We start from the raw sequence: 21,827 nt of genomic DNA, 5'->3' as shown, positions 1-21,827 counted from the left end.
AGTTACCAAAAAGCCAGTGTGTACCACACTGGCTTTTTTATTGTGAATTAGGATGATGTTAAAAAGCTAATAAGGCAAAAATTCCTGCCCTAAAACCAAGGCCTGACGTGCGCCTGTCACTGCAGGCACATTACCAGGAATACGCAAATCATAAGCCATCGCCAGCCAGGCAAAAGCCATAGCTTCGACATAATCGGCGTCGACCCCCAGCTCATCCGTGGTGCTGATCCGGCATTGTGGTAACAACTGCCGTAGATCGGCCAGCAACTGCCGGTTTTTGGCGCCGCCCCCACACACAAACACTTCCGAAACTGCGTATTTGCTGATGGCAAGGGCCATAGTGCCGGCACTAAACTGACACAGGGTGCGCTGCACATCAGCGGGTTGATAGTTGCGGCCTGACAAATGTGTTTGCAGCCAGTTCAGCTGAAAATATTCCCGTCCTGTGCTTTTGGGTCCGGTCTGGCCAAAATAAGGATCAGAAAACAACTGCGCCAAAAGCTCAGGTTGTAAGTTACCACTGGCCGCAAATGCGCCGTCAGCGTCATAAGTTTTGCCCTGCTGCAGCTCAACCCAGTTATCCATCAAACAGTTACCAGGGCCTGTGTCAAAGCCCAGCAGCTGTTGATGCGGCAGCAGCAGCGTAATATTGGCAATACCGCCAATATTGAGAATGCAGCGGCCTTTGTCACTTGTGGCAAAAATGGCTTGATGAAAAGCCGGCACCAGAGGGGCGCCCTGACCACCAAAGGCAATGTCTTTACGGCGAAAATCGCCAATAACCCGGATGCCGGTCAGCATTGCCAGCCGGTGCATATCACCAATCTGATAACTAAAAGGCTGGCGGCCATTGGGCCTGTGTCTGATGGTCTGTCCATGACAACCAATAGCCTGGATCTGCTCTGGTTGATGGCCGCTGTTTTTTAATAAAGTTTCCACTGCCGTGGCATAAACATCAGCAAGATCGGCTTCTAATAAACCAAGGCGTTCTATTTCATTGTCACCGGGCTGGCTGATGGCGGCAAGTTCGGCGCGAAGCGCGGCAGGGTAGGGCAGCAGTGCAGTGGCGCGTAGTTTTGGCTGGTCGCCGGCAAAATCAACCAGCACCACATCAACACCATCCAGGCTGGTGCCTGACATGATGCCGATATAAAGCTGGTCGCCGTTCATGCGAAGTGTTGAAGAAACTTAGTTATTGGCGGCCAGTACCACACTTTCATGTGATTTTAACTGGGCGATCAATTGTTTGGCGTTGTTGGCAAAGTTCACGCGCGCCACACCCTGCAGCGGTTCGGCCTGCGGCAGTTTGACGGTGCGAGGGTTACGGTGAACACCACCGACCACAAATTCATAATGTAAGTGTGCGCCAGTGACACGGCCAGTAGCACCTAAACGACCGATAATGTCGCCTTGTTTTACTTTTTCGCCACGTTTTACATCACGTTTAGACAAATGCAGGTATTTGGTCTGAATATTGTTGGCGTGCTGGATCACTACATAATTACCGTTTGCGCCTTTCATTGCAGATTCAATGACTTTGCCATCACCGGCCGCCATAATGGGCGTGCCCATTGGCGCGACATAATCAACACCATTGTGCGCTTTGATTTTACCTAACACTGGATGTAAACGGCGGGGATTAAAGTTAGAGCTGACATAACGGAAGTTGACTGGGGCGCGTAAAAACGCCTGTCGCATGCCGCCGCCGTCTGCTTTGTAGTAGTTACCGTCGGTGTGGCGCACTGCCTGATACACCTGGCCCTGGTTCGTGAATTGAGCCGCCAGAATAGCGCCATTACCAATATATTGGCCTTCAGCATAGTTGCGTTCAAACATCACGCTGAAAGTGTCACCTGAATGAATATCTAAGGCGAAGTCGATGTCGTAACCAAAAACGTTTGCTAAATCAAGAATTTGCGCTTCGGTTAAACCAGCTTTCATCGCCGAGCCCCAGAAGCTGCCGCTGATCACACCAGCCACCACTTCGGTGCGCACTTCAATTTCTTTTTGCAGTTGTTTAGCGGTAAAAGTGCCTTCAGCAGTACGTTGCACCACCAAAGTTTTTAAATTGCTGATGGTGTAACGTAATTCCTGCAGGCTGCCGTCGCTTGCCAAACCAAATTCTAATTGTTCACCAGGGAATAAACGGGTCAGGGTTTTGGCGTCTTTGCCGGTATCCAGAATGGCCTGCATAGTGGCAGCGTCAATATTGGCTTTACGGAACACAGCGCCTAACACATCGCCCTTTTTCACTTCCACAGAAACCCACTCCAACGAGTTGTCTTCCTGCGGCAGGGTGTTGGCTTGTGTCTGAGGTAATGAATCTGTCACAACAGGTACGGCTAAACTATAACGTTTGCCAATTTCCAGACTGCTCTTATCTGAGTCTTTTGACGCTTCTGCAGGATCTGAAGGGATCAGCAGCAGTACAGACAAAAAGGTCGCTAAGCCAGCGATAATAAACCGATGTTTTGTGGGCAAAGATGAAAACATGAAAGGCGCATCTCTTATTATTATGACAAGAACCACGTAAAAAATGAGCATATAACGATTTTTTGCAAGATCCAAGACTTTTGTGCGTTTAATCGCAGGGAATGTTGCAGTAGAATGCGGTTCTATAAATTCAGGCGAAAAATTATCCGAAGGAGTACCGCATGACGCAGTGGCAACAAGCCCTCGCCGAGATCACGCGTGGTTGTGAAGAGGTGTTATTAGAAGAAGAACTGATTGCTAAATTAAAGGAAGGTAAACCGTTAAAAGTAAAGGCTGGTTTTGATCCAACGGCACCGGATTTACACCTTGGGCACACAGTTTTAATCAACAAATTACGCACTTTCCAGCAGCTGGGTCATGAAGTTATTTTCCTGATTGGTGATTTTACCGGCATGATTGGTGACCCAACCGGCAAAAACGTCACCCGTAAACCGCTGACGCGCGAAGACGTGTTGGCCAACGCCAAAACGTACCAGGATCAGGTATTTAAGATCCTGGATCCGGCAAAAACCCGAATTGCTTTTAACTCCGAATGGATGGAAAAACTGGGTGCCGCTGGCATGATCAAACTGGCAGCCCGCCAGACAGTAGCCCGGATGCTGGAACGTGACGACTTTAAAAAACGTTATGCCAATAACCAGTCTATTGCCATTCACGAATTTTTATACCCACTGGTACAGGGCTGGGATTCAGTCGCGCTTGAAGCTGATATTGAAATGGGCGGCACCGATCAGCGTTTTAACCTGCTGATGGGTCGTGAACTGCAAAAAGATGAAGGTCAACGTCCACAAACCGTCATTATGGTGCCTTTGCTGGAAGGTCTGGACGGTGTGCAGAAAATGTCAAAATCACTGGGCAATTATATCGGCATTACCGACAGCCCTACTGAAATGTTTGGCAAAATGATGTCCATCACCGACGATCTGATGTGGCGTTATTACGATCTGCTGAGTTTCCGCCCACTGGAAGATATTGCCGCGCTGAAACAACAAGCAGCCGAAGGCCGCAACCCACGGGATATTAAAATTGAGCTGGCGAAAGAAATTATCGCCCGTTTCCACGACGAAGCAGCAGCCGAAGCGGCGCACGCCGACTTTACCCAGCGTTTTTCCAAAAACGCTTTGCCGGATGATATTCCTGAGCTGACCTTAACTCTTGAAACTGCTGTGATTGCGATTCCGCAGTTATTAAAAGAAGCCGGTTTAGTCGAAAGCACCTCAGAAGCAATGCGGATGATTAAACAGGGAGCAGTCAAACTGAACGGCGACACTAAAGTGGAAGATGCCAAACTGGAATTTGCCAAAGGCTCCAGCACCATTTTCCAGGTGGGTAAACGTAAGTTTGCCAAAGTGACGCTGGTTTAAAATGACAATGGCCTAAAGTGAGACTTGTTTAAAGTCACGCCGGTATCATCCGCTGCTGCTGTAAAAAACCGCCTGTTGGCGGTTTTTTGTTTTTAAGATGTGGGAAAAATAAACAGCTTGCTTGCATTTTAACCAGGTTCGATCTAATGTGATATCAATTTAATATCACATTGAGGTGAATTATGCATAAAGAAATGCCTGCCCGTAGTTCGTCGGGTTTTACCATGTTAGCGCTGTTGTTGTTGTCACAAATTGCGTCTGTGGCTGCTTTAGTGGTGTTGCCCGGCGCGATGAAAATCATCGCCTTGCTTTGGGTGCTGGCTACTGCCATTTGTTGGTTTGGTTTTTATATGGTGCAGCCGAATCAGTCGGCTGTACTGCAGCTGTTTGGTCGTTATGTTGGCACTGACTTTACCAATGGTTTGCGCTGGGCCAACCCGTTTTTCAGCAAACAAAAAGTCAGCTTACGGGTGCGTAACTTTGAAAGCAGCAAATTAAAAGTGAACGACCATGCCGGTAATCCGGTGGATATTGCTGCAGTTGTGGTATGGAAAGTGGTCGACAGCGCAGAGGCTGTGTTTGAAGTGGAAGATTACGAAAACTTTGTCACTATTCAGAGTGAAGCGGCTATCCGGTATCTGGCGTCCAGTTATCCTTATGAAGCTGAGCAGGCCAGCGATATCAGCCTGCGCAGCAGTGGTGATGAAATTACCGACTTATTACGCACTGAAATTCAGAACAGGCTGCAAAAAGCTGGTGTCACAGTGATTGAAGCCCGCATCAGCCATCTGGCCTATGCCCAGGAAATTGCCAGTGCCATGTTGCAGCGCCAGCAAGCCCGTGCTGTGGTGATGGCGCGCCAGCAAATTGTTGAAGGGGCAGTGGGTATGGTGGAAATGGCGCTGAACCGGCTGGCGGAAAAAGATGTGGTGACACTGGATGAAGAGCGCAAAGCGGCCATGGTCAGCAATTTGCTGGTGGTGCTTTGTGGTGATCACAGTGTAACCCCTGTGGTAAACACCGGAACTTTATATTAAATACAACAAGATAAAACGCGTTGCCGCTATCCGGCACGCGTTTTGTGTAATGAGGTTGTCTGATGGCAAAAAAAGCCTTTGCGCTTCGCATTGACGAGCAGGTGCTGGCGCAGCTGCAAAGCTGGGCTGATGCCGAATTTCGCAGTGTGAACGGCCAGATTGAATATTTGCTGCATCAGGCGTTATTACAATCAGGCCGGTTAAAAGCCGCTGCATCATTTCAGGGTGAACAAAGTGCTGTGTCAGGCGCTGCTGAGTCAGAGCCTGACACCTGAGCTGCCGGCCAAGGCTGATGCGGCATGTAGCTTAAAAAAACAAAGGCGACCGGAAGGTCGCCTTTTGTATGTCTGGCCTTTTCTGCTAAATTACAGCGCAGCAATTTCCGCTTGTTGTGCCTGTAATTTCGTAATAGCCGCTTGCGCTTCCGCCAGTTTTTCGCGTTCTTTGGCCAGCACTGCTTCCGGCGCTTTGGCGACAAAACCTTCGTTGGCCAGTTTGCCGGCAACCCGGGCTGCTTCCTGCTGCATTTTTTCCAGCTGTTTAGCAATACGGGCCAGTTCTGCTGCTTTGTCAATCAGACCGGCCATAGGGATCAGAATATCCATGGCGCCCAGAAGCTGCGCGGCAGAAGCAGGGGCAGTGTCATTGGCAGTCAGCACTGTGATGCTGTCGAGCTTGGCCAGATTTAACAGCAGTGCCTGGTTGTGCTCAAGACGACGGCTGTCGTCAACGGATAAGTTGCGCAGCAGCACCGGCAATGGTTTGGTTGGCGGAATGTCCATTTCACCGCGGATATTACGGATGGCCACAATAAAGTTTTTCACCCATTCAATATCGGCTGCTGCGTTGTCATTAACAAGCGTCTGGTCCACTTCTGGATAAGCCTGCAGCATAATGCTGTCGCCTGCCTTCAGATCGGTGCGGATCATCGGAGCAACCCGCTGCCAAATCTCTTCAGTGATAAAAGGCATAATAGGGTGCATTAAACGCAATAACGACTCCAGCACTGTCAGCAGGGTATGGCGGGTGCCACGTTGCTGCGCTTCGTCACCTTTAAAGAGGACAGGTTTGGTCAGCTCTAAATACCAGTCACAGAACTGGTTCCAGGTAAATTCATACAGCGTATTGGCGGCCATATCAAAACGATAGCTGTCCAGATACTGACGGAACTGCGCGACGGTTTGTTGGTACTGGCTTAAGATCCACTGGTCGGCTAACGACAGTTTTAGCTCGCCGCCTTGCAGACCTACATCTTTGCCTTCCGTCATCATGGTGACATAACGGCTGGCGTTCCACAGCTTGTTACAGAAGTTGCGGTACCCGTCAAGGCGTTTCATATCCCAGTTGATATCACGACCGGTAGAGGCCAGTGCCGCTAAGGTAAAACGTAAAGCGTCGGTACCACAGGCATCAATCCCTTCAGGGAATTGTTTTTTCGTCTGGTTGGCAATTTTTTCCGCCAGCTGCGGCTGCATCATATTGCTGGTGCGTTTTGCCAGTAAGTCTTCCAGGCTGATACCGTCAATCATATCCAGCGGGTCAATCACGTTGCCTTTGGATTTTGACATTTTGTCGCCGTTTTCATCACGGATAAGGCCTGTCACGTAAACCGTCTTAAAGGGCACCTGAGGTTTGCCGTTTTCATCTTTAACAAAATGCATCGTCATCATAATCATCCGGGCAACCCAGAAGAAAATAATGTCAAAACCTGTCACCAGCACATCTGTTGGGTGGAAGGTTTTTAACTCTTCAGTTTGTTCCGGCCAGCCCAGGGTTGAGAAAGTCCAGAGCGCTGAGCTAAACCAGGTGTCCAACACGTCGTTGTCCTGACGCAGTGCCACATCAGGTGTTAAACCGTGTTTGGCACGCACTTCGGCTTCATCACGGCCAACATACACTTTGCCGTCAATGTCGTACCAGGCCGGAATACGGTGACCCCACCACAATTGGCGTGAAATACACCAGTCCTGAATATCGCGCATCCAGCTGTAGTACATGTTTTCGTATTGTTTTGGCACAAACTGAATATCGCCGTTTTCCACAGCTTCAATCGCCGTTTTGGCAAGTGGCGCAACACGCACATACCACTGGTCGGTCAGCATAGGCTCAATCACCACACCAGAGCGGTCGCCGTACGGCAGAGTGTTGGTTAAATCTTCAATTTTATCCAGTAAACCAGCGGCATCAAAAGCGGCCACTATAGCTTTACGGGCGGCATAACGGTCTAAACCGGCCAGCTCTGCCGGAATTGGCGCTGCCATATTCGGGTTTTCTTCGCCATTGCTGCTAAAACATTCGCCCGCAGAACGGATAGTGGCGTCTTTGGTCATCACGTTGAGCATCGGCAACTGATGGCGTTTACCCACTTCGTAGTCGTTAAAGTCATGCGCAGGGGTGATTTTGACACAGCCTGAGCCTTTTTCTTTGTCAGCATGCTCGTCGGCAATAATAGGAATACGGCGATTGACAAGAGGCAGCAGAATTTCTTTGCCAATGAGCGACTGGTAGCGCTCGTCGTCCGGATTCACCGCTACTGCGGTATCACCCAGCATGGTTTCAGGACGGGTGGTGGCAACGACCAGATAGTTTTTGCCATCGGCAGTGACTACACCATCGGCCAGCGGGTAACGTAAATGCCAGAAATGGCCTTTTTGTTCTTTGTTTTCTACTTCTAAATCAGAAATAGCAGTGTGCAGTTTTGGATCCCAGTTCACCAGGCGTTTGCCACGGTAAATTAGGTCGTCCTGATACAAACGTACAAAAACTTCCTGCACTGCGTTAGACAGGCCATCGTCCATGGTAAAACGTTCTTTGTCCCAGTCTACCGAGTTGCCGAGGCGACGCATTTGTTCAGTAATGGTGCCACCGGATTCGGCTTTCCATTCCCAGACTTTTTCGATAAAAGCGTCACGGCCCATCGCATGGCGGTCTGGTTTGCCTTCGGCGGCCAGTTTACGCTCCACCACCATCTGAGTGGCGATACCGGCGTGGTCTGTGCCCACTTGCCATAAAGTGTTTTTACCTTGCATACGCTGATAACGGGTAAGCGCATCCATAATGGTTTGCTGGAAAGCGTGACCCATGTGCAGGCTACCCGTGACATTTGGCGGCGGGATCATAATGCAATAAGCGCCGTTGGAATTGTCACCTGAAGGTTTAAAGTAGCCTTTGGTTTCCCAGGCTTGATACATCGCCTGTTCGATTTGACTTGGGTTAAATTTCGTTTCCATGTTTCTACCTGTTTCAGCTGGCCTGCACGGTTTGGGGTGTCACACCAAGCTGGCGATAATGTTTATACTTTTGCCGGGCTATGTCTTTGTCAGACTCAGCCGTTGGCACAAATTCGATGATCTGACTGAACCTGTTGGCAAATGCCGGTACAGCAGCGGTTAAATTAATTAATACCTGACGGTTATTTTTGGGGGGCAGCCAGCTGATTTCAACCGGCGCGCCGCGGGCAGGGCCTTCGCCCACCAGGTTATGCGGTACAAAACTGTGCGCATCAAACTGCCATAATACCTCATCGACCTGTTCAGCGTCTTGCTGATTTGCGCAGTACACAAAGACTTTCAGATTTTGCCGGTACATAGCAGCACAGAGCTGGCAGGCCAGCAGCAGCTGATTATTCCCCTTTGCTTCGCTGCTATCACCCTGCGCTTCGCTGCGATCAGCCGACGCTTCGCTGGGGTCAGCTGCTTTGGGCAAATAAAACTGAACTTGCATCAGTGGCCTTCTGTTGTGCTGTGGCAGCCCAAAGGCTGCAGGGGCTAAAAACAAAACTGGCCAGGGTTCCCGGGCCAGTTGCTGCGCAAAATAACTGCAGAGAAGTTCGCTTAACTTTCCGGATGATGGCCGGCACGGTTAATTAAAAACTGCATCAACATGGCCACAGGGCGACCTGTGGCACCTTTGTCTTTGCCGCCGCTGCGCCAGGCAGTGCCGGCAATGTCTAAATGCGCCCAGTTATATTTGCGGGTGAATTTTGACAAAAAACAAGCGGCGGTAATAGTACCGGCGGCGCGGCCACCTAAGTTACTAAAGTCGGCAAAAGGACTTTCTAACTGGTCGTGGTAATCATCCCACAATGGTAAACGCCAGGCGCGGTCGCCACTTTGCTCTGATGCATTGAGAATTTCATGCGCCAGCGGATTGTGGTTACTCAAAAGGCCAGTGGCATGTTTACCCAGCGCAATCACACAGGCACCGGTTAAAGTGGCCACGTCTATCACCACATCCGGGTCAAAACGCTCCACATAAGTGAGCGCATCACAAAGCACTAAACGGCCTTCGGCATCTGTGTTTAACACTTCCACCGTTTGGCCTGACATAGTGGTTAATACATCACCGGGGCGATAAGCTTTGCCATCAGGCATGTTCTCAGCTGCGGCCAATACACCAATCACATTCAGCGGTAAACCCAAAGATGCCACGGCGTTCATGGTACCCAGCACAGAAGCGGCGCCACACATGTCGTATTTCATTTCGTCCATGGCGTCACTGGGTTTAATGCTGATACCACCGGTATCAAAAGTTAAACCTTTGCCCACCAGCACCACAGGGGCGCTGTTGTCCATGGCACCCTGATATTTAATCACCGCCATTTTCGCTTCGTTGTCAGAACCGCGGGCTACAGCTAAATAAGAATGCATCCCCAGCGCTGTCATTTCCGGCACGCCCAGCACTTCAATGCTGAGTTTGTCGCTGATAGTGGCCAGACCCTGCGCCTGTTCAGCCAGCCAGGCCGGAGTACAGATATTCGGTGGCATATTGCCAACGTCTTTACATTGTTTAATGCCGGCCGCAATGGCCAGGCCATGTTCAACGGCTTTTTCACCTATGGTGAGGTCACGGCGGGTTGGCACGTTAAACACAATTTTGCGCAGCGGACGACGGGTTTCGTCTTTTTTGCTTTTGAGTTTATCAAAGGTGTACAGGCAATCCTGGGTGGTTTCCACAGCGTGGCGTACTTTCCAGTAGGTATCGCGGCCTTTGACATGCAACTCGGATAAAAAGCACACAGCTTCCATCGAGCCGGTTTCATTCAGAGTACTGATGGTTTTGGCAATGATCTGGCGGTACTGGCGTTCATCCAGCTCGCGTTCTTTGCCACAACCGACCAATAACACCCTTTCGCTCAGTACGTTAGGCACATGATGCAACAGCAACATCTGGCCTGGTTTGCCTTCCAGATCACCCCGGCGCAGCAGGTTACTGATATAACCTTCGCTGATTTTATCTAATTGTTCGGCCACCGCAGACAACCGGCGTGGTTCATACACGCCGACAACAATACAAGCACTGCGTTGTTTCTCCGGACTTCCGCTTTTAACGCTGAACTCCATGTCAACTCCTGATTCTGATGGACTATGCTGGGGTAACACCGCGCTTTAGGCCAGTAAAAGAGGTGCTGGCGCTGATAAAAAAGCTCGGATTTCACCGGACTTTAGTCGATAATAATTGCTATAAATATCCAGTTTACTTAAAAATTGCCAGGGTGCCAGCAAAAAGACTGGTTTTTGGGGGGCATTTTGATTGTTTTTCGTTATTTGATTGGCGAAGTATTTAAATCTCAGCTGGCTGTGTTTCTGATTTTAATCACTATTATCTTAAGCCAGCGCTTTGTCAAAACCTTAGCAGACGCCTCAGAGGGCGAGCTGCCTGCTTCACTGGTGCTCACTTTGGTGGCATTAAAACTGCCGCAGATGGCCATTCTTATTTTACCTTTGGCGGCATTTTTGGGAGTTTTAATCGCTTACGGCCGGATTTACGCAGAAAGTGAAATGACAGTGTTACATGCCACCGGGGTCAGCGAATGGCTGGTGGGGCGTATGACACTGGTGTTGTCTTTATTCATTGCCTTGCTGGCCGGAGGTTTAACTTTGTATTTAAGTCCCTGGGCGGCGGAGCGTGAATATCAGCTGCTGGAGAAAGTGTCGTCCGATCCCGGTTTATCCACGCTGATCCCCGGGCGTTTTCAGCAAACGTCCAATGAAAAAGCCGTGGTGTTTGTCCAGGATATCAGCCGTGACGGCCACAGCCTGTCCAAAGTGTTTCTGGCGCAACAAGCCACTGAAGACGGTGGTCAGCATTCGGTGGTCTATGCCCAGACCGGCACAGTGCTGGAGGATAATACCGGGGCGCAGCGACTGGTGCTGAGCAATGGCCGCAGGTATGCCGGCGCCGTGGATGCACCACAATATGATGTGCTGGAGTTTGGCCGTTATGATTTGCAAATCCGCGAGCAGCAGGTCGAGCAGCGCCGGCGTAAATTAAAAAGTTTACCCACCATGGATTTATATCAGCAGCGCGATAACCCCGAGGCTGTGGCTGAGCTGCACTGGCGGCTGGCCATTCCGCTGTCTATTCCCATTTTAATGTTGCTGGCGGTGCCGCTCAGTAAAGTGAACCCACGTCAGGGCAAGTTTGGCCGTTTGTTGCCGGCTTTGTCGTTGTTTTTGCTGTATTACATGCTGCTGATTGTCAGTACCAATTTGCTGCAAAAAGAAAAGTTACCTCAGCTGGCGGGCCTTTGGTGGATCCATGGCCTGATGCTGACGTTGGTGGTGCTGTTGTTGCTGCAAAACCGGGCCGGGGCGCAGCGGCTCAAAGCCAGAATTTTTGGCCGGGGTGAACATGCTTAAGATTGTCGATATTTACATTGGTCGCAGTATTCTGACCACTTCGGCTTTGTCTTTGTCTGTGTTGCTGATTTTATCCGGCATGTTCCGTTTTATCGATCAGCTTAAAGTGGATCGCGGTGATTACACAGCGCTGACTGCTGCGATATTTAGTTTATTTAGTGTGCCAGGGGATATGGTGTTGTTTTTCCCGATGGCGGCATTAATTGGCGCTTTGATTGGCCTGGGTATGCTGGCCAGCAACAGCGAGCTGGTGGTGATGCAGGCCTCCGGCATGTCCAGGCTGAATATTATCGGCTCTGTGATGAAAACCGCGTTATTGATGATGGTGCTGGTGATGGCGGTAGGGGAGTGGCTGGCGCCTGCTTCGGAAAAGTTTGCCAGAGAGCTGAAAACCAAAGCCATTTCCGGCGGTAATTTATTTGCAGCGCAGCAAGGGGTCTGGGCCAAAGATGGTGACGATTTTGTCAATATCCGCCAGGTGTCTGATGATGGCAGTCTGAAAAATGTCACCATTTATCAGTTTTCGCCGGAGTTAGTGCTGCAGGGCATTATTAATGCCAAGTCGGCGGTGTTTGTCGCCGGTGTCTGGCAATTAGAACAAGTCAGCCGGTTGAATTTTCGGGATGACAAAGTAGAGCAGCATCAATGGGCGCAGCAGCGCTGGCGCTCGGGTTTAACACCGGACAAACTTGGTGTGGTCAGTGTTAAACCTGAACTTCTGAGTTTGCAGGGCTTAAGCAGTTACCTGGATTATCTGGATGCGAATCAGCAGGACAGCAGCCGTTATCAGCTGGCGTACTGGCGTAAAGCCACCCAGCCTTTAACCATAGTGGCAATGATGCTGATGGCGTTGTCGTTTATTTTTGGCCCGCTGCGCAGCGTGACTATGGCAGCAAGGGTGCTGATGGGTATTCTGACCGGTTTTGCTTTTCATATGGCCAATGAAGTGTTTGGCCCTATAGCGCTGGTGTATCAGTTACCGCCTGTGCTTGGCGCTGTGTTGCCCAGCGGCATTTTTATTGCGGTTTCTGTGTATCTGATGCAGAAAAAATAACAGCCACAGCCTGATGCGGGTATTTTCCTGTGATGGATTTAGTGCTGAAACTGGCCCGGGTGTTGATTGTACTGGCGGATAATTGCATCAAAACGGCCATTGTGTTTGAGCTCATTAATGGCTTGCTGCAGACGGTGGGCAAGCCCCGGTGATACCGCTTTATTCAGCGCCAGGAAGTTATTGCCTATAGCTGAAATGTCCAGTACCGGCTCCACCAGACGCAGATCTTTGCCATATTTGGCCAGCCAGTCTGGCAATACCAGCTCCGAGCCGATAATCAGGTCTACTTTTCCCTGTAAAAACAGCGGAATAGGTTCTGATTTGGTGGCAAAGTCCAAAAGGTTCACACCACGTTTAAAACCTTGTTCCGTCAGATACTCTTCATAAACATCCCCCCTGGCCACTGCGATGCCAAAGTTTTTTGCCTCATTAAGATTTTGGGGGGAAATCTGTGGCCGGCTTTTTAGCCGGTATAAATAAGCTTTGGCGGAGGCGATAGGGCCAACCCACTGAAACAGCGCACTGCGTTTGGGCGTTCTGACTGTTGGAAACAAACCACTTTGGCTGTCTTGTTGGGCGCGTTCAAATGCACGCAGCCAGGGCAGGCTGACCATGTCACATTTTAACTGTGCCAGAGTGCAGGCTTCCTGCAGTATGTCAGCGTTAATGCCGCGAATTTTGCCCTGGTGTAAAAAACTGTATGGCGGAAACTCTTCGGTATATAAGGTCAGACTCAGTTGTTGAGGGGACGCCAGCAGATTTTGCACACTGAATAAACAACAGAACAATAAACAAAATACAGGCAAAGGCAACCGCATCTGACAAACTCCGGATGATTTGTGCGCAATATGCCAGAGTCTGTGCCGGGACGGTAGTCTTTGTTTCATTGGTGCGTGGCACCGCAGCAAGGGCCTGATGTTGCATTGGTGTTGCTGTTTAAAAGCAACTTGCGAAAGCTGTTTGATTTGGCTTATGTTTTAGTTGGTAGCCTTGAGCGGGTGCTTTTGCTTATGACTGCAAACACCAGCTGATGGCATTCATATCAAGCGTTCAGGCTTGGCAGAAAACAAGGAACCTTTATGTCAACTTATGTGCAGGAACCGGGACAAGACAGTAAAAACCTGGCGGCGATAACCCATGTGGCCTCGATCTTTTTTGCTTTTTTGGCACCTTTGTTGGTGTATCTGATTAAATCCGATGATGAATTTGTGAAAGCTACCGCCAAAGAAGGGCTGAATTTTGCCATCACAGTGCTGCTGGTTTATATCCTGTTGGGTATTTCGGTGATAGGGGTGGCGCTGATGCCGGTATTATGGCTGGCAACTGTGGTGCTTTATATTATTGCCGCCAAAACTGCCAGTGAAGGCCAGGTGTATCGTTTTCCGCTGACCTGGCGTTTAGTGCAATAAGGGTAGCAGGCAACAATTTACGAAAAACAACAAAGGCCGGTTGTTAAAACACAACTGGCCTTTTTGCTTGTTGGCAGCGCCTGAAAAATGATGTTGAGCCGGGCATCAGACTGCCGTTAAAAATACCTGCTAGTGCAACAAAGGCTCTATCGCTTCAGGTTTATTATGTATGGCAAATTTATCCACCAAAGTAGCGCTGGCCTGATTTAAGCCTATCACCTCAGCTTCGATATTGTTTCTGCGAAACTTCAGCACCACTTTATCCAGTGAGCTGACTGCCGTGATATCCCAGAAGTGAGCATGTGTCAGATCAATCTGTACTTTGCTGAGCCGTTCTTTGTAATCAAAACTGGCAACAAATTGCTCTGCCGAGGTAAAAAACAGCTGGCCTGTGACCTGATAAATCCTGCAGTTACCATCTGCTGAGCGTGAGGATTGCACCGCCAGTAACTGGCCAATTTTATTGGCAAAAAATAAGGTACTCAGCAGCACCCCCACCAGAACACCATAAGCCAGATTATGGCTATATACCACTACAGCCACAGTGGCCAGCATCACCACGCTGGAGCTGGTTGGGTTATGGTTTAAGTCGCGCAGCGACTGCCAGTTAAAGGTACCGATAGACACCATAATCATTACTGCCACCAAAGCGGCCATTGGAATAAGGCCAACCCAGGGGCCCAAATAGACGGCAAAAATCAGAATAAGAATACCGGCAACCAAAGTTGATAAACGGGTACGGCCACCGGATCGCACGTTGATCACCGACTGGCCAATCATGGCGCAACCTGCCATACCACCAATCAGGCCAGAGCCAATATTGGCAATACCCTGACCCACACATTCGCGGTTTTTATTGCTGTCGGTTTCGGTCATGTCATCCACAATAGTGGCCGTCATCAGCGACTCTAATAAACCCACCACGGCCAGGCCTAATGAATAAGGAAAGATTATGTCCAAAGTCTGCCAGTTCAGTGGCACCTCGGGCCATAAGAATACCGGCAGGCTGTCAGGCAAGGCACCCATATCGGCAACGTTTCGCACATCAATCTGGAAATACAAAGTGATGGCCGTTAACAGCAGAATGGCGACCAGAGGAGATGGAATACTCTTATTCAGATAAGGAAACAAATAAATAATGCCAAGGCCAGCTGCGGTCATGGCATAGACCTGCCAACCATGGCCTATCAACTCTGGCAACTGTGCCATAAAAATCAGGATCGCCAGCGCATTCACAAAACCTGTCACCACTGAGCGCGACACAAAACGCATCAGCTCACCGAGTTTACATAAACCAAAAATGATCTGAATAACGCCGCACAGCAGGGTAGCAGCCAATAAATATTGCAGGCCATGTTCCTTGACTAAGGTCACCATCAACAGCGCCATAGCACCGGTTGCAGCGGAAATCATCGCCGGCCGGCCACCGGCAAAAGCACAAATCACCGCAATGGCAAAAGAAGCGTATAAACCCACTTTGGGGTCAACACCGGCAATAATTGAAAACGCGATGGCTTCCGGGATCAGCGCCAGCGCCACCAGAATGCCGCATAAAATATCAGCACGGGTATTGCTGAACCACTGTTGCTTCAGTTGTTGAAACATGAATTTTCCTTTTTAAACATAAGTTTGCCGTTTTTAAAGTTGTCGCAGCCTAAAACTGCAGTGGGTCTAAAGCCAAACCGGGAGAAAAAAAGCCGGCATTCTAACAGACTGAGCTGTAGCGGGCGAATGAGGAGCAATCAGCCTGAACTTTAATCTTTATACAATCTTTATAATGCGGCTTTGCCACAACTTATAAAATCGCAGTTATCTGCTGTTCTGGTGTGTTGTGATGACGACTGCTGTGATGTCCCGTGTGTTGTTGGTGCCTGGCCGGTATTTAATGTACCGGGTGCTGGGTTATTTATTGTTGCTGCTGTCGCTGGTGCAGCTGCTTGGCATGCTGGTGGCGATTTATTACCACGAGAGTATCTTCTGGGTGTTTTTAACCTGTGCAGTGCTGGGCGCAGTGGTGGGTTATACGCTGATTTATCTTGGCCGGGGGGCCAGTGATTTAAAAAGCCGGCAGCTGTTTTTACTGACCACCTTAAGCTGGCTGATGATGTGTTTTTTTGCTGCTCTGCCCATCTGGTGGATAGTACCGGATTGCAGTTTTACCGACGCCTGGTTTGAAGCCGTTTCTGCGGTAACGACCACAGGCTCTACTGTGTTATCCGGTCTGGATCAGATGCCCAAAGGCTTGTTGTTCTGGCGCGCTTTGCTGAACTGGATAGGCGGCATTGGTATTATTGTGATGGCCATTGCCATTTTACCTGCATTAAAAATCGGTGGTATGCGGTTATTTAAAACTGAAAGCTCAGACACTTCAGAAAAAATTCTGCCGCGCAGCTCGTCGATGTCGGCCGCTATTGGCATGGTGTATCTGGTGCTGAGTGCACTGACCATGCTCAGTTATTATCTGGCCGGTATGACAGGTTTTGATGCCATTAGCCATGGCATGACCACAGTAGCAACAGGTGGTTTTGCCAATTACGACGCTTCTTTTGGCCAATTTAAAGACACACCGCTGATTTTCTGGCTCAGCAGCTTTTTTATGATGGCGGCGGCTATGCCTTTTGTACTTTTTGTCAGTGTGGTCAAAGGCAACCGGCTGGCGTTGTGGCGTGACCCTCAGGTGCGGGCTTTTATGGCCATAGTGCTGGTGGCGGCACTGACGCTGACTTTTTATCAGGTACAACAACAAAACCGGCCCTGGTTTGATGCGCTTACCCATAGTTTGTTTAATGTTGTGTCTATTATCACTACTTGTGGTTATGCCTCAGAAGACTATACGCTGTGGGGCAATCTGGCGGTGATGCTGTTTTTTTATCTGACCTTTGCCGGTGCCTGCTCTGGTTCTACTTCGGGTGGCTTAAAAATATTCCGGATACAGCTGGCGGCTATGTTGCTGGTGAAACAAATGAAGTTGCTCATTCATCCAAGAGCAGTCTGGGATCAGCGTTATGGCGGCAAAAAAGTTGACGACCAGCTGTTGGGTACTGTGCTGGCTTTTTGTTTTATTTATTTTGCCACTATTGCTTTTATTGCCATGGCCTTGTCGTTTTATCAGCTGGATTTAGTGACAGCCGTGACAGGTGCCGCCACTGCAGTTGCCAATGTTGGCCCAGGCCTTGGCAATATTATTGGGCCTGCCGGTAATTTTTCCAGCTTGCCGGACGGGGCCAAATGGTGGTTAAGTTTAGGCATGCTGATGGGACGGCTGGAGATTTTAACTTTGCTGATATTATTTACCCCTTCTTACTGGCGTTATTAAGATGCGGCTGTACCGGATGCGGCCTGACAAAAAACTCTGGGGCTGGTTTCATGCCATTGTCTGGCCTGTGCTCTTTACTGTGTTGTTGATCCCACTACGCCAGCATATCAGCCCAACCGATGTGGCCATGCTGCAACTGGTCTGGATCAGCTGGATGGCGCAGCGTTATGGCAAAACTCTGGCTATCACCAGCACTTTAGTGTCGGTGCTGGCGCTGAACTGGTGTTTTGTGCCGCCTTATTACACTTTGCATGTCCACGACACCCGCAATCTGATTAGTTTTGTGGTGATGGCAAGTCTGGGTATTTTTATCAGTTATTTGTCTGATCGTATTAACCGGCAACTGCAAAAGACCCGCAATCTGATGTCGCAGCTACGGGGCATGTATATGCTGGCGAAAGGTTTAACCGGTCGCAGTGACTGGCCAGGCCAATGTGCGTTTGCGCAAAAATTATTGTCACGTCGCCTGCGCGCGCCGGTCAGGCTCTATGCCAGCGCTGTGGCTCCTGCAGCACAAGCCGGTTTTTGCCAGCTGCCACTGGGCAAACCGCAGCCTGCCGGCTGGCTGGTGTTGCCACAAGCGCTGTTGTTGCCGAACCATAATCTGCTGCATGCGGCGCAGTCATTGTTAAGCCAGAGCCATGCTGCACTGGAGCTGCAGTATGAAGCCAATAAAAATCTGCTCAGGGTTGAGTCGGAGCAACAACGCGCCATGTTATTAAGGTCGTTATCCCACGATTTACGCACGCCGCTGGCCATTATTATGGGCGCTTCGAGCATGCTAGCCGACACCAGCCTGACCTTATCGGACGTGCAGCGCCAGCAACAAGCACTGAATATTTACCGCCATAGCAAACTGCTGCAACAACATTTTGAAAAAGTGCTGGAGCTGTCCAAAGCACAGCTGGCCGATGTGCAATTGCAATACAGTCATTTTAGTTCCGACGATTTAATTGCCGGCGCTTTGGCCAGACGCAGTGAATTTGCCGCAGAGATAGCCGCCAGATTACAGTGCCCACCGGCGCTTGAACTTTGTGGCGATGCAGATTTACTGGAAATTGCCCTGGCCAATTTATTGGAAAATGCCCTGAGATATGGCGCTGGCATTATTGAACTTTGTTGTGACACCACTTTGCTGGAGCAGGCGCAGTGGCAAAGGCTGGAGCTTCACAACCAGCTGCCGCCACCTGGCACAGCCAGCGTGAATGCTGCTGACGCCGGTCATGGCCTTGGCATTCGGATTTGTGAAACTGTGGCCGCTTTGCATCAGGGCCGTTTTAGTTTTTCGCTTGAACCGACTAAGGCCGTTGCTGTGCTGGAGTGGCCGTTATGAGCCAGAAAATCCGGGTGTTGCTGCTGGAAGATGACGCCGGCATGCAGAGTTTTTTAGCGACTTTATTGGCCAGTCAGGGGTATTTGCCAGACATCTGTGCCTCAGGCCAACAAGGACTGCAATTGTTGGCACAGCAGGATTATGCCCTGTTGCTGCTGGATCTGGGATTACCGGATCTGGACGGCCTGCAGTTGTTAACGCAGTTGCGGTTATGGTCGGCTATTCCGGTCATTATTATTTCGGCCCGTGGTAAAGAGCAGGATAAGGTGCAGGCACTGGATTTGGGGGCCAATGATTATGTCACCAAACCTTTTAGTGCCGGTGAGCTGCTGGCGCGGATGCGCAGTGCGCTCAGGCCGCGTCAGGGCACAGTGCGGCAATGGCAATTTGGCACTGTAGAGCTGGATCCGGTGCAACATACTGTGACTAAAGCCGGCGAGCGGGTACATCTGACCAAAACCGAATATGAACTGTTGTTATGCCTGCTGCGCCATGCCGGAGTGGTGCAAACCCATAATCAGATTTTGCAACAGGTGTGGGGCGAGGCATATCAGGGCCGGCCTGAATATGTGCGGGTGCATATGGCACAGCTGCGGCAGAAGCTGGAAGACAATCCGGCAGCACCGCGTTATTTAACTACCGAAGCCGGGGTGGGTTACAGATTGTGTCTGTAAGCTGCCGGCACTTTTGCGATAAAGCACAATTACTTACATTATTTTGACTTAAATTAAACGCCAGCTGCTGAGTTTTTTCTGCTGTTGCGCTAGCATCCGGCTTATCACATTTGCAGTTGTAAGGTGGCAGCCTTCTTATGACGGCGACAGACAAGGCCACCGCAGGAACTGCCCCGGTTCCAGATTCAGTGAAGGACTACCCAGATGAGTACTTATGTTGAAGCAAGTCTTCGCATCTCCCAGTTACAACAAGAATTTATCCGCACTGACGGCACAGATCCCGCCACAGCGCCTTTAGTGAAACACCGAAAAATGACCCAAAGCCCGTTCCGGTTTTTGCGCGGCAGCTCAGGTTTGTTTTACGCCGATATCCATCGCCAGTTACTGGCATTGCCCAAAGCACTGTGTGAAGTGCCGTTGGTAAGGGTGATGGGCGATTGTCATCTGGCAAACTTTGGTTTTTTTACTGAAGAAGGCAGCAGTGGCGACAGGGTGATTTTTGGCCCCAACGATTTTGACGATGCCTGTGTTGGTCAAGCTGTTTGGGATTTAAGCCGTTTTGCCGTCAGTTTATTATTGGCGGCTGACTATTGCCGTGGTTTGGCCGATGGCCGTTATCAGGCCGACGACAGTGTTGATTTTAGTCAGTTAAAAGCGGCGACCGAGCAAGATGCCGACAAAGCCATGCTGGTGTTTTTCCGTGAGTATCAGCAGGAGCTGCTGCGCATCAGCGACGACCCGGAGCGCAGGTTTTACGCGCAGGACGATTTTCCCAAAGAACATTTATTAAAACCTTATCTGAAAAAAGCCATTAAAAGATCGGCTGCAGGTGAGCAATTTTTAACCAAAAGTACCCTGGCTAAAACTGTCGACTTCACGCAAAAACCACTGAGGTTTAAAGCCGATGCTGGCAAATTTACCAGGTTAAGCGAGCAGGACTATCAGCGGGTGCTGACCAGTTTCCGCCCTTATGTGGACGATGACATTGTGGATTTGGTGGCGCGTCAGGGCGCAGGCACCGGTTCGCTGAATCTGCAGCGTTATTATTTGCTGGTGGGGCCCAAACAGTGGCACAGCAACGAAGATCTGGCGCTTTATCATGTGGTGGAAGCTAAACAACAACGCCGCTCGGCGCCGCTGGCATTTTTTGCCGAGTTAAGTCCGGTGAATCAGCTTAATGATGCTCACCTGACCGTCGATTGTCAGCGCCTGATGCAACGCCGGCCGGATTTAGTGCTGGATGAACATCAGTTTGACGGTGCACATTATCTGATGCGTTCGTTACACCACGCTAATGTGGATCTGGATCCGGAAGATATCTGCCTGCATGGCACAAACCCGGCGCTGTCGATGCGTCAGTATGCCCAGGCTTGTGCTGTGGCACTGGCGCTGGCGCATAGCCGCAGTGACAGGCGAAGTTGCCGATTTGAGGTACGAATGGCGGCCGCGCTACAGCAGCATCAGGCGGAGCTTGCCGTTGTCTGCCGCCGTTATGCGTTGCAGCAAGTGCAGGATTGTCAGTTATTACAACAGTTGTTGCCACAGGCGGAATAACTTCGCAGCCGCTTCTGGCCTCCGGCTCCGGACTAGCGACAGCAGTTGACACTCGGCTGGTGTTCTGGCAGCTGTGCCGGCGGCTTGCTCAGTGGCTCGACTTCTTTGGCGATAGTGTCGCGCGCTTTGGGAATTTGTAACCAGACTTGCTTGATAACATCAGGCTGCAGTTGGGCCAGTTGTAGACTAAATGCCAGAAACAGCGGCTGCTGATAAAAAGGCGGTTGCAGCTTTTTAATCAGTGCCGCTTTGGGATGCTGTTTGAGCTGGGCGTCTGCGACAAATTCGGCCAGCACATAACCGTCCAACCGGCGATTGAGCACCAGCTCCAGCCCGGCATTCAGGCCGGAGGGCAGGGTGCTCAGGGCATTCAGCTGTTTTAGTTTTTGTTCCACCACAAAACCCTGCGGTGCTGATAAACCAAATTTAACCCCTGACAGTCTGCTGCCATCCCAGGACAAAGGCTGGTGCTGATGAGTATAAATATGATAATCGACCTGCATCAGGCTCAGGCTGGCATCAGGCTGTTGCTGTGCATCCAGCGGAAAAGCCAGTTGTTGCTGGCGCTGCGCTGTCCAGCCAATCCCAATGACGCCATCCATTTTGCCAATAGCGGCTTCATGCAAACAGCGTTTCCACGGAATACGATGTAGCTCAATAGGTACACCAGCCAGACTAAAAGCCAAAGTGGCGGTTTGGCTATGGGCGCCATAAGCTGCAACACCCTGCACCATTTGTTTGGGTAAAGCCGGTGAATGTTCGTTGTCTTCATAACAAATCTGCAGCGGAGCGGCCCAAAGCGGCATGCTGAACAACGATAAGACGGCAAACAGAAGTTTCATCAGCGATCTCCGATGGACGATAGGCTGAGTATAAGAGTTTTCTAAACTGCTGGTACAGCTTTTCAGGCGAAACAATGATGCAAGAAGCTATTGATGTTGTTGGTATTAAT

General features: G+C 50.1%; 18 protein-coding genes. 10 read left to right on the top strand and 8 right to left on the bottom strand.

Annotation, left to right across the window (positions count from 1 at the left end):
- Positions 1–66: 66 nt before the first annotated feature.
- Positions 67–1,170 (bottom strand): anhydro-N-acetylmuramic acid kinase, encoded by a 1,104-nt coding sequence (locus V7P87_RS00325; RefSeq protein WP_333795653.1) that lies wholly within the window; start codon positions 1,168–1,170, stop codon positions 67–69.
- An 18-nt stretch (positions 1,171–1,188) separates the two neighbouring features.
- On the bottom strand, positions 1,189–2,436 hold the full coding sequence (locus tag V7P87_RS00320; protein WP_333795652.1) for a peptidoglycan DD-metalloendopeptidase family protein: 1,248 nt from the start codon (positions 2,434–2,436) through the stop codon (positions 1,189–1,191).
- A 218-nt stretch (positions 2,437–2,654) separates the two neighbouring features.
- Between V7P87_RS00320 and tyrS the strand changes: the two genes are divergently transcribed.
- The 3 genes from tyrS (at position 2,655) to V7P87_RS00305 (ending at position 5,169) form a co-directional block, all read left to right on the top strand.
- Positions 2,655–3,857, top strand: a complete 1,203-nt coding sequence (gene tyrS / locus V7P87_RS00315; RefSeq protein WP_296300335.1) for a tyrosine--tRNA ligase — start codon at positions 2,655–2,657, stop codon at positions 3,855–3,857.
- A 182-nt stretch (positions 3,858–4,039) separates the two neighbouring features.
- Positions 4,040–4,894, top strand: coding sequence for an SPFH domain-containing protein (locus V7P87_RS00310; RefSeq protein ID WP_333795651.1), 855 nt, complete (start codon positions 4,040–4,042; stop codon positions 4,892–4,894).
- A gap of 62 nt (positions 4,895–4,956) precedes the next feature.
- Positions 4,957–5,169, top strand: coding sequence for an Arc family DNA-binding protein (locus V7P87_RS00305; RefSeq protein WP_333795650.1), 213 nt, complete (start codon positions 4,957–4,959; stop codon positions 5,167–5,169).
- A 90-nt stretch (positions 5,170–5,259) separates the two neighbouring features.
- On the opposite strand, the gene V7P87_RS00300 is transcribed toward V7P87_RS00305, so the two are convergent.
- The 3 genes from V7P87_RS00300 to pepA all read right to left on the bottom strand — a co-directional run bounded on the left by V7P87_RS00300 (position 5,260) and on the right by pepA (position 10,236).
- Positions 5,260–8,124 carry a valine--tRNA ligase gene (locus tag V7P87_RS00300; RefSeq protein ID WP_333795649.1) on the bottom strand — a complete coding sequence of 955 codons (2,865 nt, stop codon included), beginning with the start codon at positions 8,122–8,124 and terminating at the stop codon, positions 5,260–5,262.
- Between the two features lie 13 nt (positions 8,125–8,137).
- The gene (locus tag V7P87_RS00295) at positions 8,138–8,617 is read right to left on the bottom strand and encodes a DNA polymerase III subunit chi (protein WP_333795648.1); all 480 of its coding nucleotides are present in this window, start codon (positions 8,615–8,617) and stop codon (positions 8,138–8,140) included.
- A gap of 110 nt (positions 8,618–8,727) precedes the next feature.
- Positions 8,728–10,236, bottom strand: a complete 1,509-nt coding sequence (gene pepA, locus V7P87_RS00290) for a leucyl aminopeptidase (protein ID WP_333795647.1) — start codon at positions 10,234–10,236, stop codon at positions 8,728–8,730.
- Between the two features lie 186 nt (positions 10,237–10,422).
- Here pepA and lptF point away from each other — a divergent pair, with 186 nt between their 5' ends.
- Together lptF and lptG are read left to right on the top strand one after the other, a co-directional pair.
- Positions 10,423–11,535, top strand: a complete 1,113-nt coding sequence (gene lptF, locus V7P87_RS00285) for an LPS export ABC transporter permease LptF (RefSeq protein WP_333795646.1) — start codon at positions 10,423–10,425, stop codon at positions 11,533–11,535.
- Positions 11,528–12,589 (top strand): LPS export ABC transporter permease LptG, encoded by a 1,062-nt coding sequence (gene lptG / locus V7P87_RS00280; protein ID WP_333795645.1) that lies wholly within the window; start codon positions 11,528–11,530, stop codon positions 12,587–12,589. The genes lptF and lptG overlap by 8 nt, the downstream gene beginning before the upstream one ends.
- Before the next feature lie 38 nt (positions 12,590–12,627).
- Here the strand turns inward: lptG and V7P87_RS00275 are convergent, their stop codons facing one another.
- Positions 12,628–13,407, bottom strand: coding sequence for a substrate-binding periplasmic protein (locus V7P87_RS00275; protein WP_333795644.1), 780 nt, complete (start codon positions 13,405–13,407; stop codon positions 12,628–12,630).
- A 261-nt stretch (positions 13,408–13,668) separates the two neighbouring features.
- Here V7P87_RS00275 and V7P87_RS00270 point away from each other — a divergent pair, with 261 nt between their 5' ends.
- Positions 13,669–13,998, top strand: coding sequence for a DUF4870 domain-containing protein (locus tag V7P87_RS00270; RefSeq protein ID WP_333795643.1), 330 nt, complete (start codon positions 13,669–13,671; stop codon positions 13,996–13,998).
- A 129-nt stretch (positions 13,999–14,127) separates the two neighbouring features.
- Here the strand turns inward: V7P87_RS00270 and V7P87_RS00265 are convergent, their stop codons facing one another.
- Positions 14,128–15,603 carry a SulP family inorganic anion transporter gene (locus V7P87_RS00265; RefSeq protein WP_333795642.1) on the bottom strand — a complete coding sequence of 492 codons (1,476 nt, stop codon included), beginning with the start codon at positions 15,601–15,603 and terminating at the stop codon, positions 14,128–14,130.
- Positions 15,604–15,832: 229 nt separating this feature from the next.
- On the opposite strand from V7P87_RS00265, the gene V7P87_RS00260 reads away from it, so the two are divergent.
- The 4 genes from V7P87_RS00260 (at position 15,833) to V7P87_RS00245 (ending at position 20,875) form a co-directional block, all read left to right on the top strand.
- Entirely contained in the window at positions 15,833–17,314 is a 1,482-nt protein-coding gene (locus V7P87_RS00260; protein WP_333795641.1) for a TrkH family potassium uptake protein, read from the top strand.
- A gap of 16 nt (positions 17,315–17,330) precedes the next feature.
- On the top strand, positions 17,331–18,647 hold the full coding sequence (locus V7P87_RS00255) for a sensor histidine kinase (protein WP_333795640.1): 1,317 nt from the start codon (positions 17,331–17,333) through the stop codon (positions 18,645–18,647).
- Positions 18,644–19,321 carry a response regulator transcription factor gene (locus tag V7P87_RS00250; protein ID WP_333795639.1) on the top strand — a complete coding sequence of 226 codons (678 nt, stop codon included), beginning with the start codon at positions 18,644–18,646 and terminating at the stop codon, positions 19,319–19,321. The genes V7P87_RS00255 and V7P87_RS00250 overlap by 4 nt, the downstream gene beginning before the upstream one ends.
- A 204-nt stretch (positions 19,322–19,525) precedes the next feature.
- Positions 19,526–20,875: a DUF2252 family protein gene (locus V7P87_RS00245; protein WP_333795638.1), complete on the top strand. Its 1,350-nt coding sequence runs from the start codon at positions 19,526–19,528 to the stop codon at positions 20,873–20,875.
- Positions 20,876–20,907: 32 nt separating this feature from the next.
- Here V7P87_RS00245 and V7P87_RS00240 read toward each other — a convergent pair whose 3' ends face one another.
- Positions 20,908–21,717 carry a substrate-binding periplasmic protein gene (locus tag V7P87_RS00240; protein WP_333795637.1) on the bottom strand — a complete coding sequence of 270 codons (810 nt, stop codon included), beginning with the start codon at positions 21,715–21,717 and terminating at the stop codon, positions 20,908–20,910.
- Positions 21,718–21,827: the final 110 nt, after the last annotated feature.

It is taken from the genome of Rheinheimera sp. (assembly GCF_036782235.1).
In the GTDB taxonomy this organism is placed as follows: Bacteria; Pseudomonadota; Gammaproteobacteria; order Enterobacterales; family Alteromonadaceae; genus Pararheinheimera.
The sequence above is the reverse complement of the archived record's forward strand: the minus strand, read 5'-3'. Positions and strand labels throughout refer to the sequence as shown.

Excerpts from the sequence above, each read along its gene's own strand:
- V7P87_RS00250 (WP_333795639.1), top strand. The coding sequence starts at position 18,644 with ATGAGCCAGAAAATCCGGGTGTTGCTGCTGGAAGATGACGCCGGCATG.
- pepA (WP_333795647.1), bottom strand. The coding sequence starts at position 10,236 with ATGGAGTTCAGCGTTAAAAGCGGAAGTCCGGAGAAACAACGCAGTGCT.
- lptG (WP_333795645.1), top strand. The coding sequence starts at position 11,528 with ATGCTTAAGATTGTCGATATTTACATTGGTCGCAGTATTCTGACCACT.
- V7P87_RS00295 (WP_333795648.1), bottom strand. The coding sequence starts at position 8,617 with ATGCAAGTTCAGTTTTATTTGCCCAAAGCAGCTGACCCCAGCGAAGCG.
- tyrS (WP_296300335.1), top strand. The coding sequence starts at position 2,655 with ATGACGCAGTGGCAACAAGCCCTCGCCGAGATCACGCGTGGTTGTGAA.
- V7P87_RS00325 (WP_333795653.1), bottom strand. The coding sequence starts at position 1,170 with ATGAACGGCGACCAGCTTTATATCGGCATCATGTCAGGCACCAGCCTG.
- V7P87_RS00305 (WP_333795650.1), top strand. The coding sequence starts at position 4,957 with ATGGCAAAAAAAGCCTTTGCGCTTCGCATTGACGAGCAGGTGCTGGCG.
- V7P87_RS00240 (WP_333795637.1), bottom strand. The coding sequence starts at position 21,717 with ATGAAACTTCTGTTTGCCGTCTTATCGTTGTTCAGCATGCCGCTTTGG.
- V7P87_RS00275 (WP_333795644.1), bottom strand. The coding sequence starts at position 13,407 with ATGCGGTTGCCTTTGCCTGTATTTTGTTTATTGTTCTGTTGTTTATTC.
- V7P87_RS00245 (WP_333795638.1), top strand. The coding sequence starts at position 19,526 with ATGAGTACTTATGTTGAAGCAAGTCTTCGCATCTCCCAGTTACAACAA.
- V7P87_RS00300 (WP_333795649.1), bottom strand. The coding sequence starts at position 8,124 with ATGGAAACGAAATTTAACCCAAGTCAAATCGAACAGGCGATGTATCAA.
- V7P87_RS00310 (WP_333795651.1), top strand. The coding sequence starts at position 4,040 with ATGCATAAAGAAATGCCTGCCCGTAGTTCGTCGGGTTTTACCATGTTA.
- V7P87_RS00270 (WP_333795643.1), top strand. The coding sequence starts at position 13,669 with ATGTCAACTTATGTGCAGGAACCGGGACAAGACAGTAAAAACCTGGCG.
- V7P87_RS00260 (WP_333795641.1), top strand. The coding sequence starts at position 15,833 with ATGACGACTGCTGTGATGTCCCGTGTGTTGTTGGTGCCTGGCCGGTAT.
- V7P87_RS00265 (WP_333795642.1), bottom strand. The coding sequence starts at position 15,603 with ATGTTTCAACAACTGAAGCAACAGTGGTTCAGCAATACCCGTGCTGAT.
- V7P87_RS00255 (WP_333795640.1), top strand. The coding sequence starts at position 17,331 with ATGCGGCCTGACAAAAAACTCTGGGGCTGGTTTCATGCCATTGTCTGG.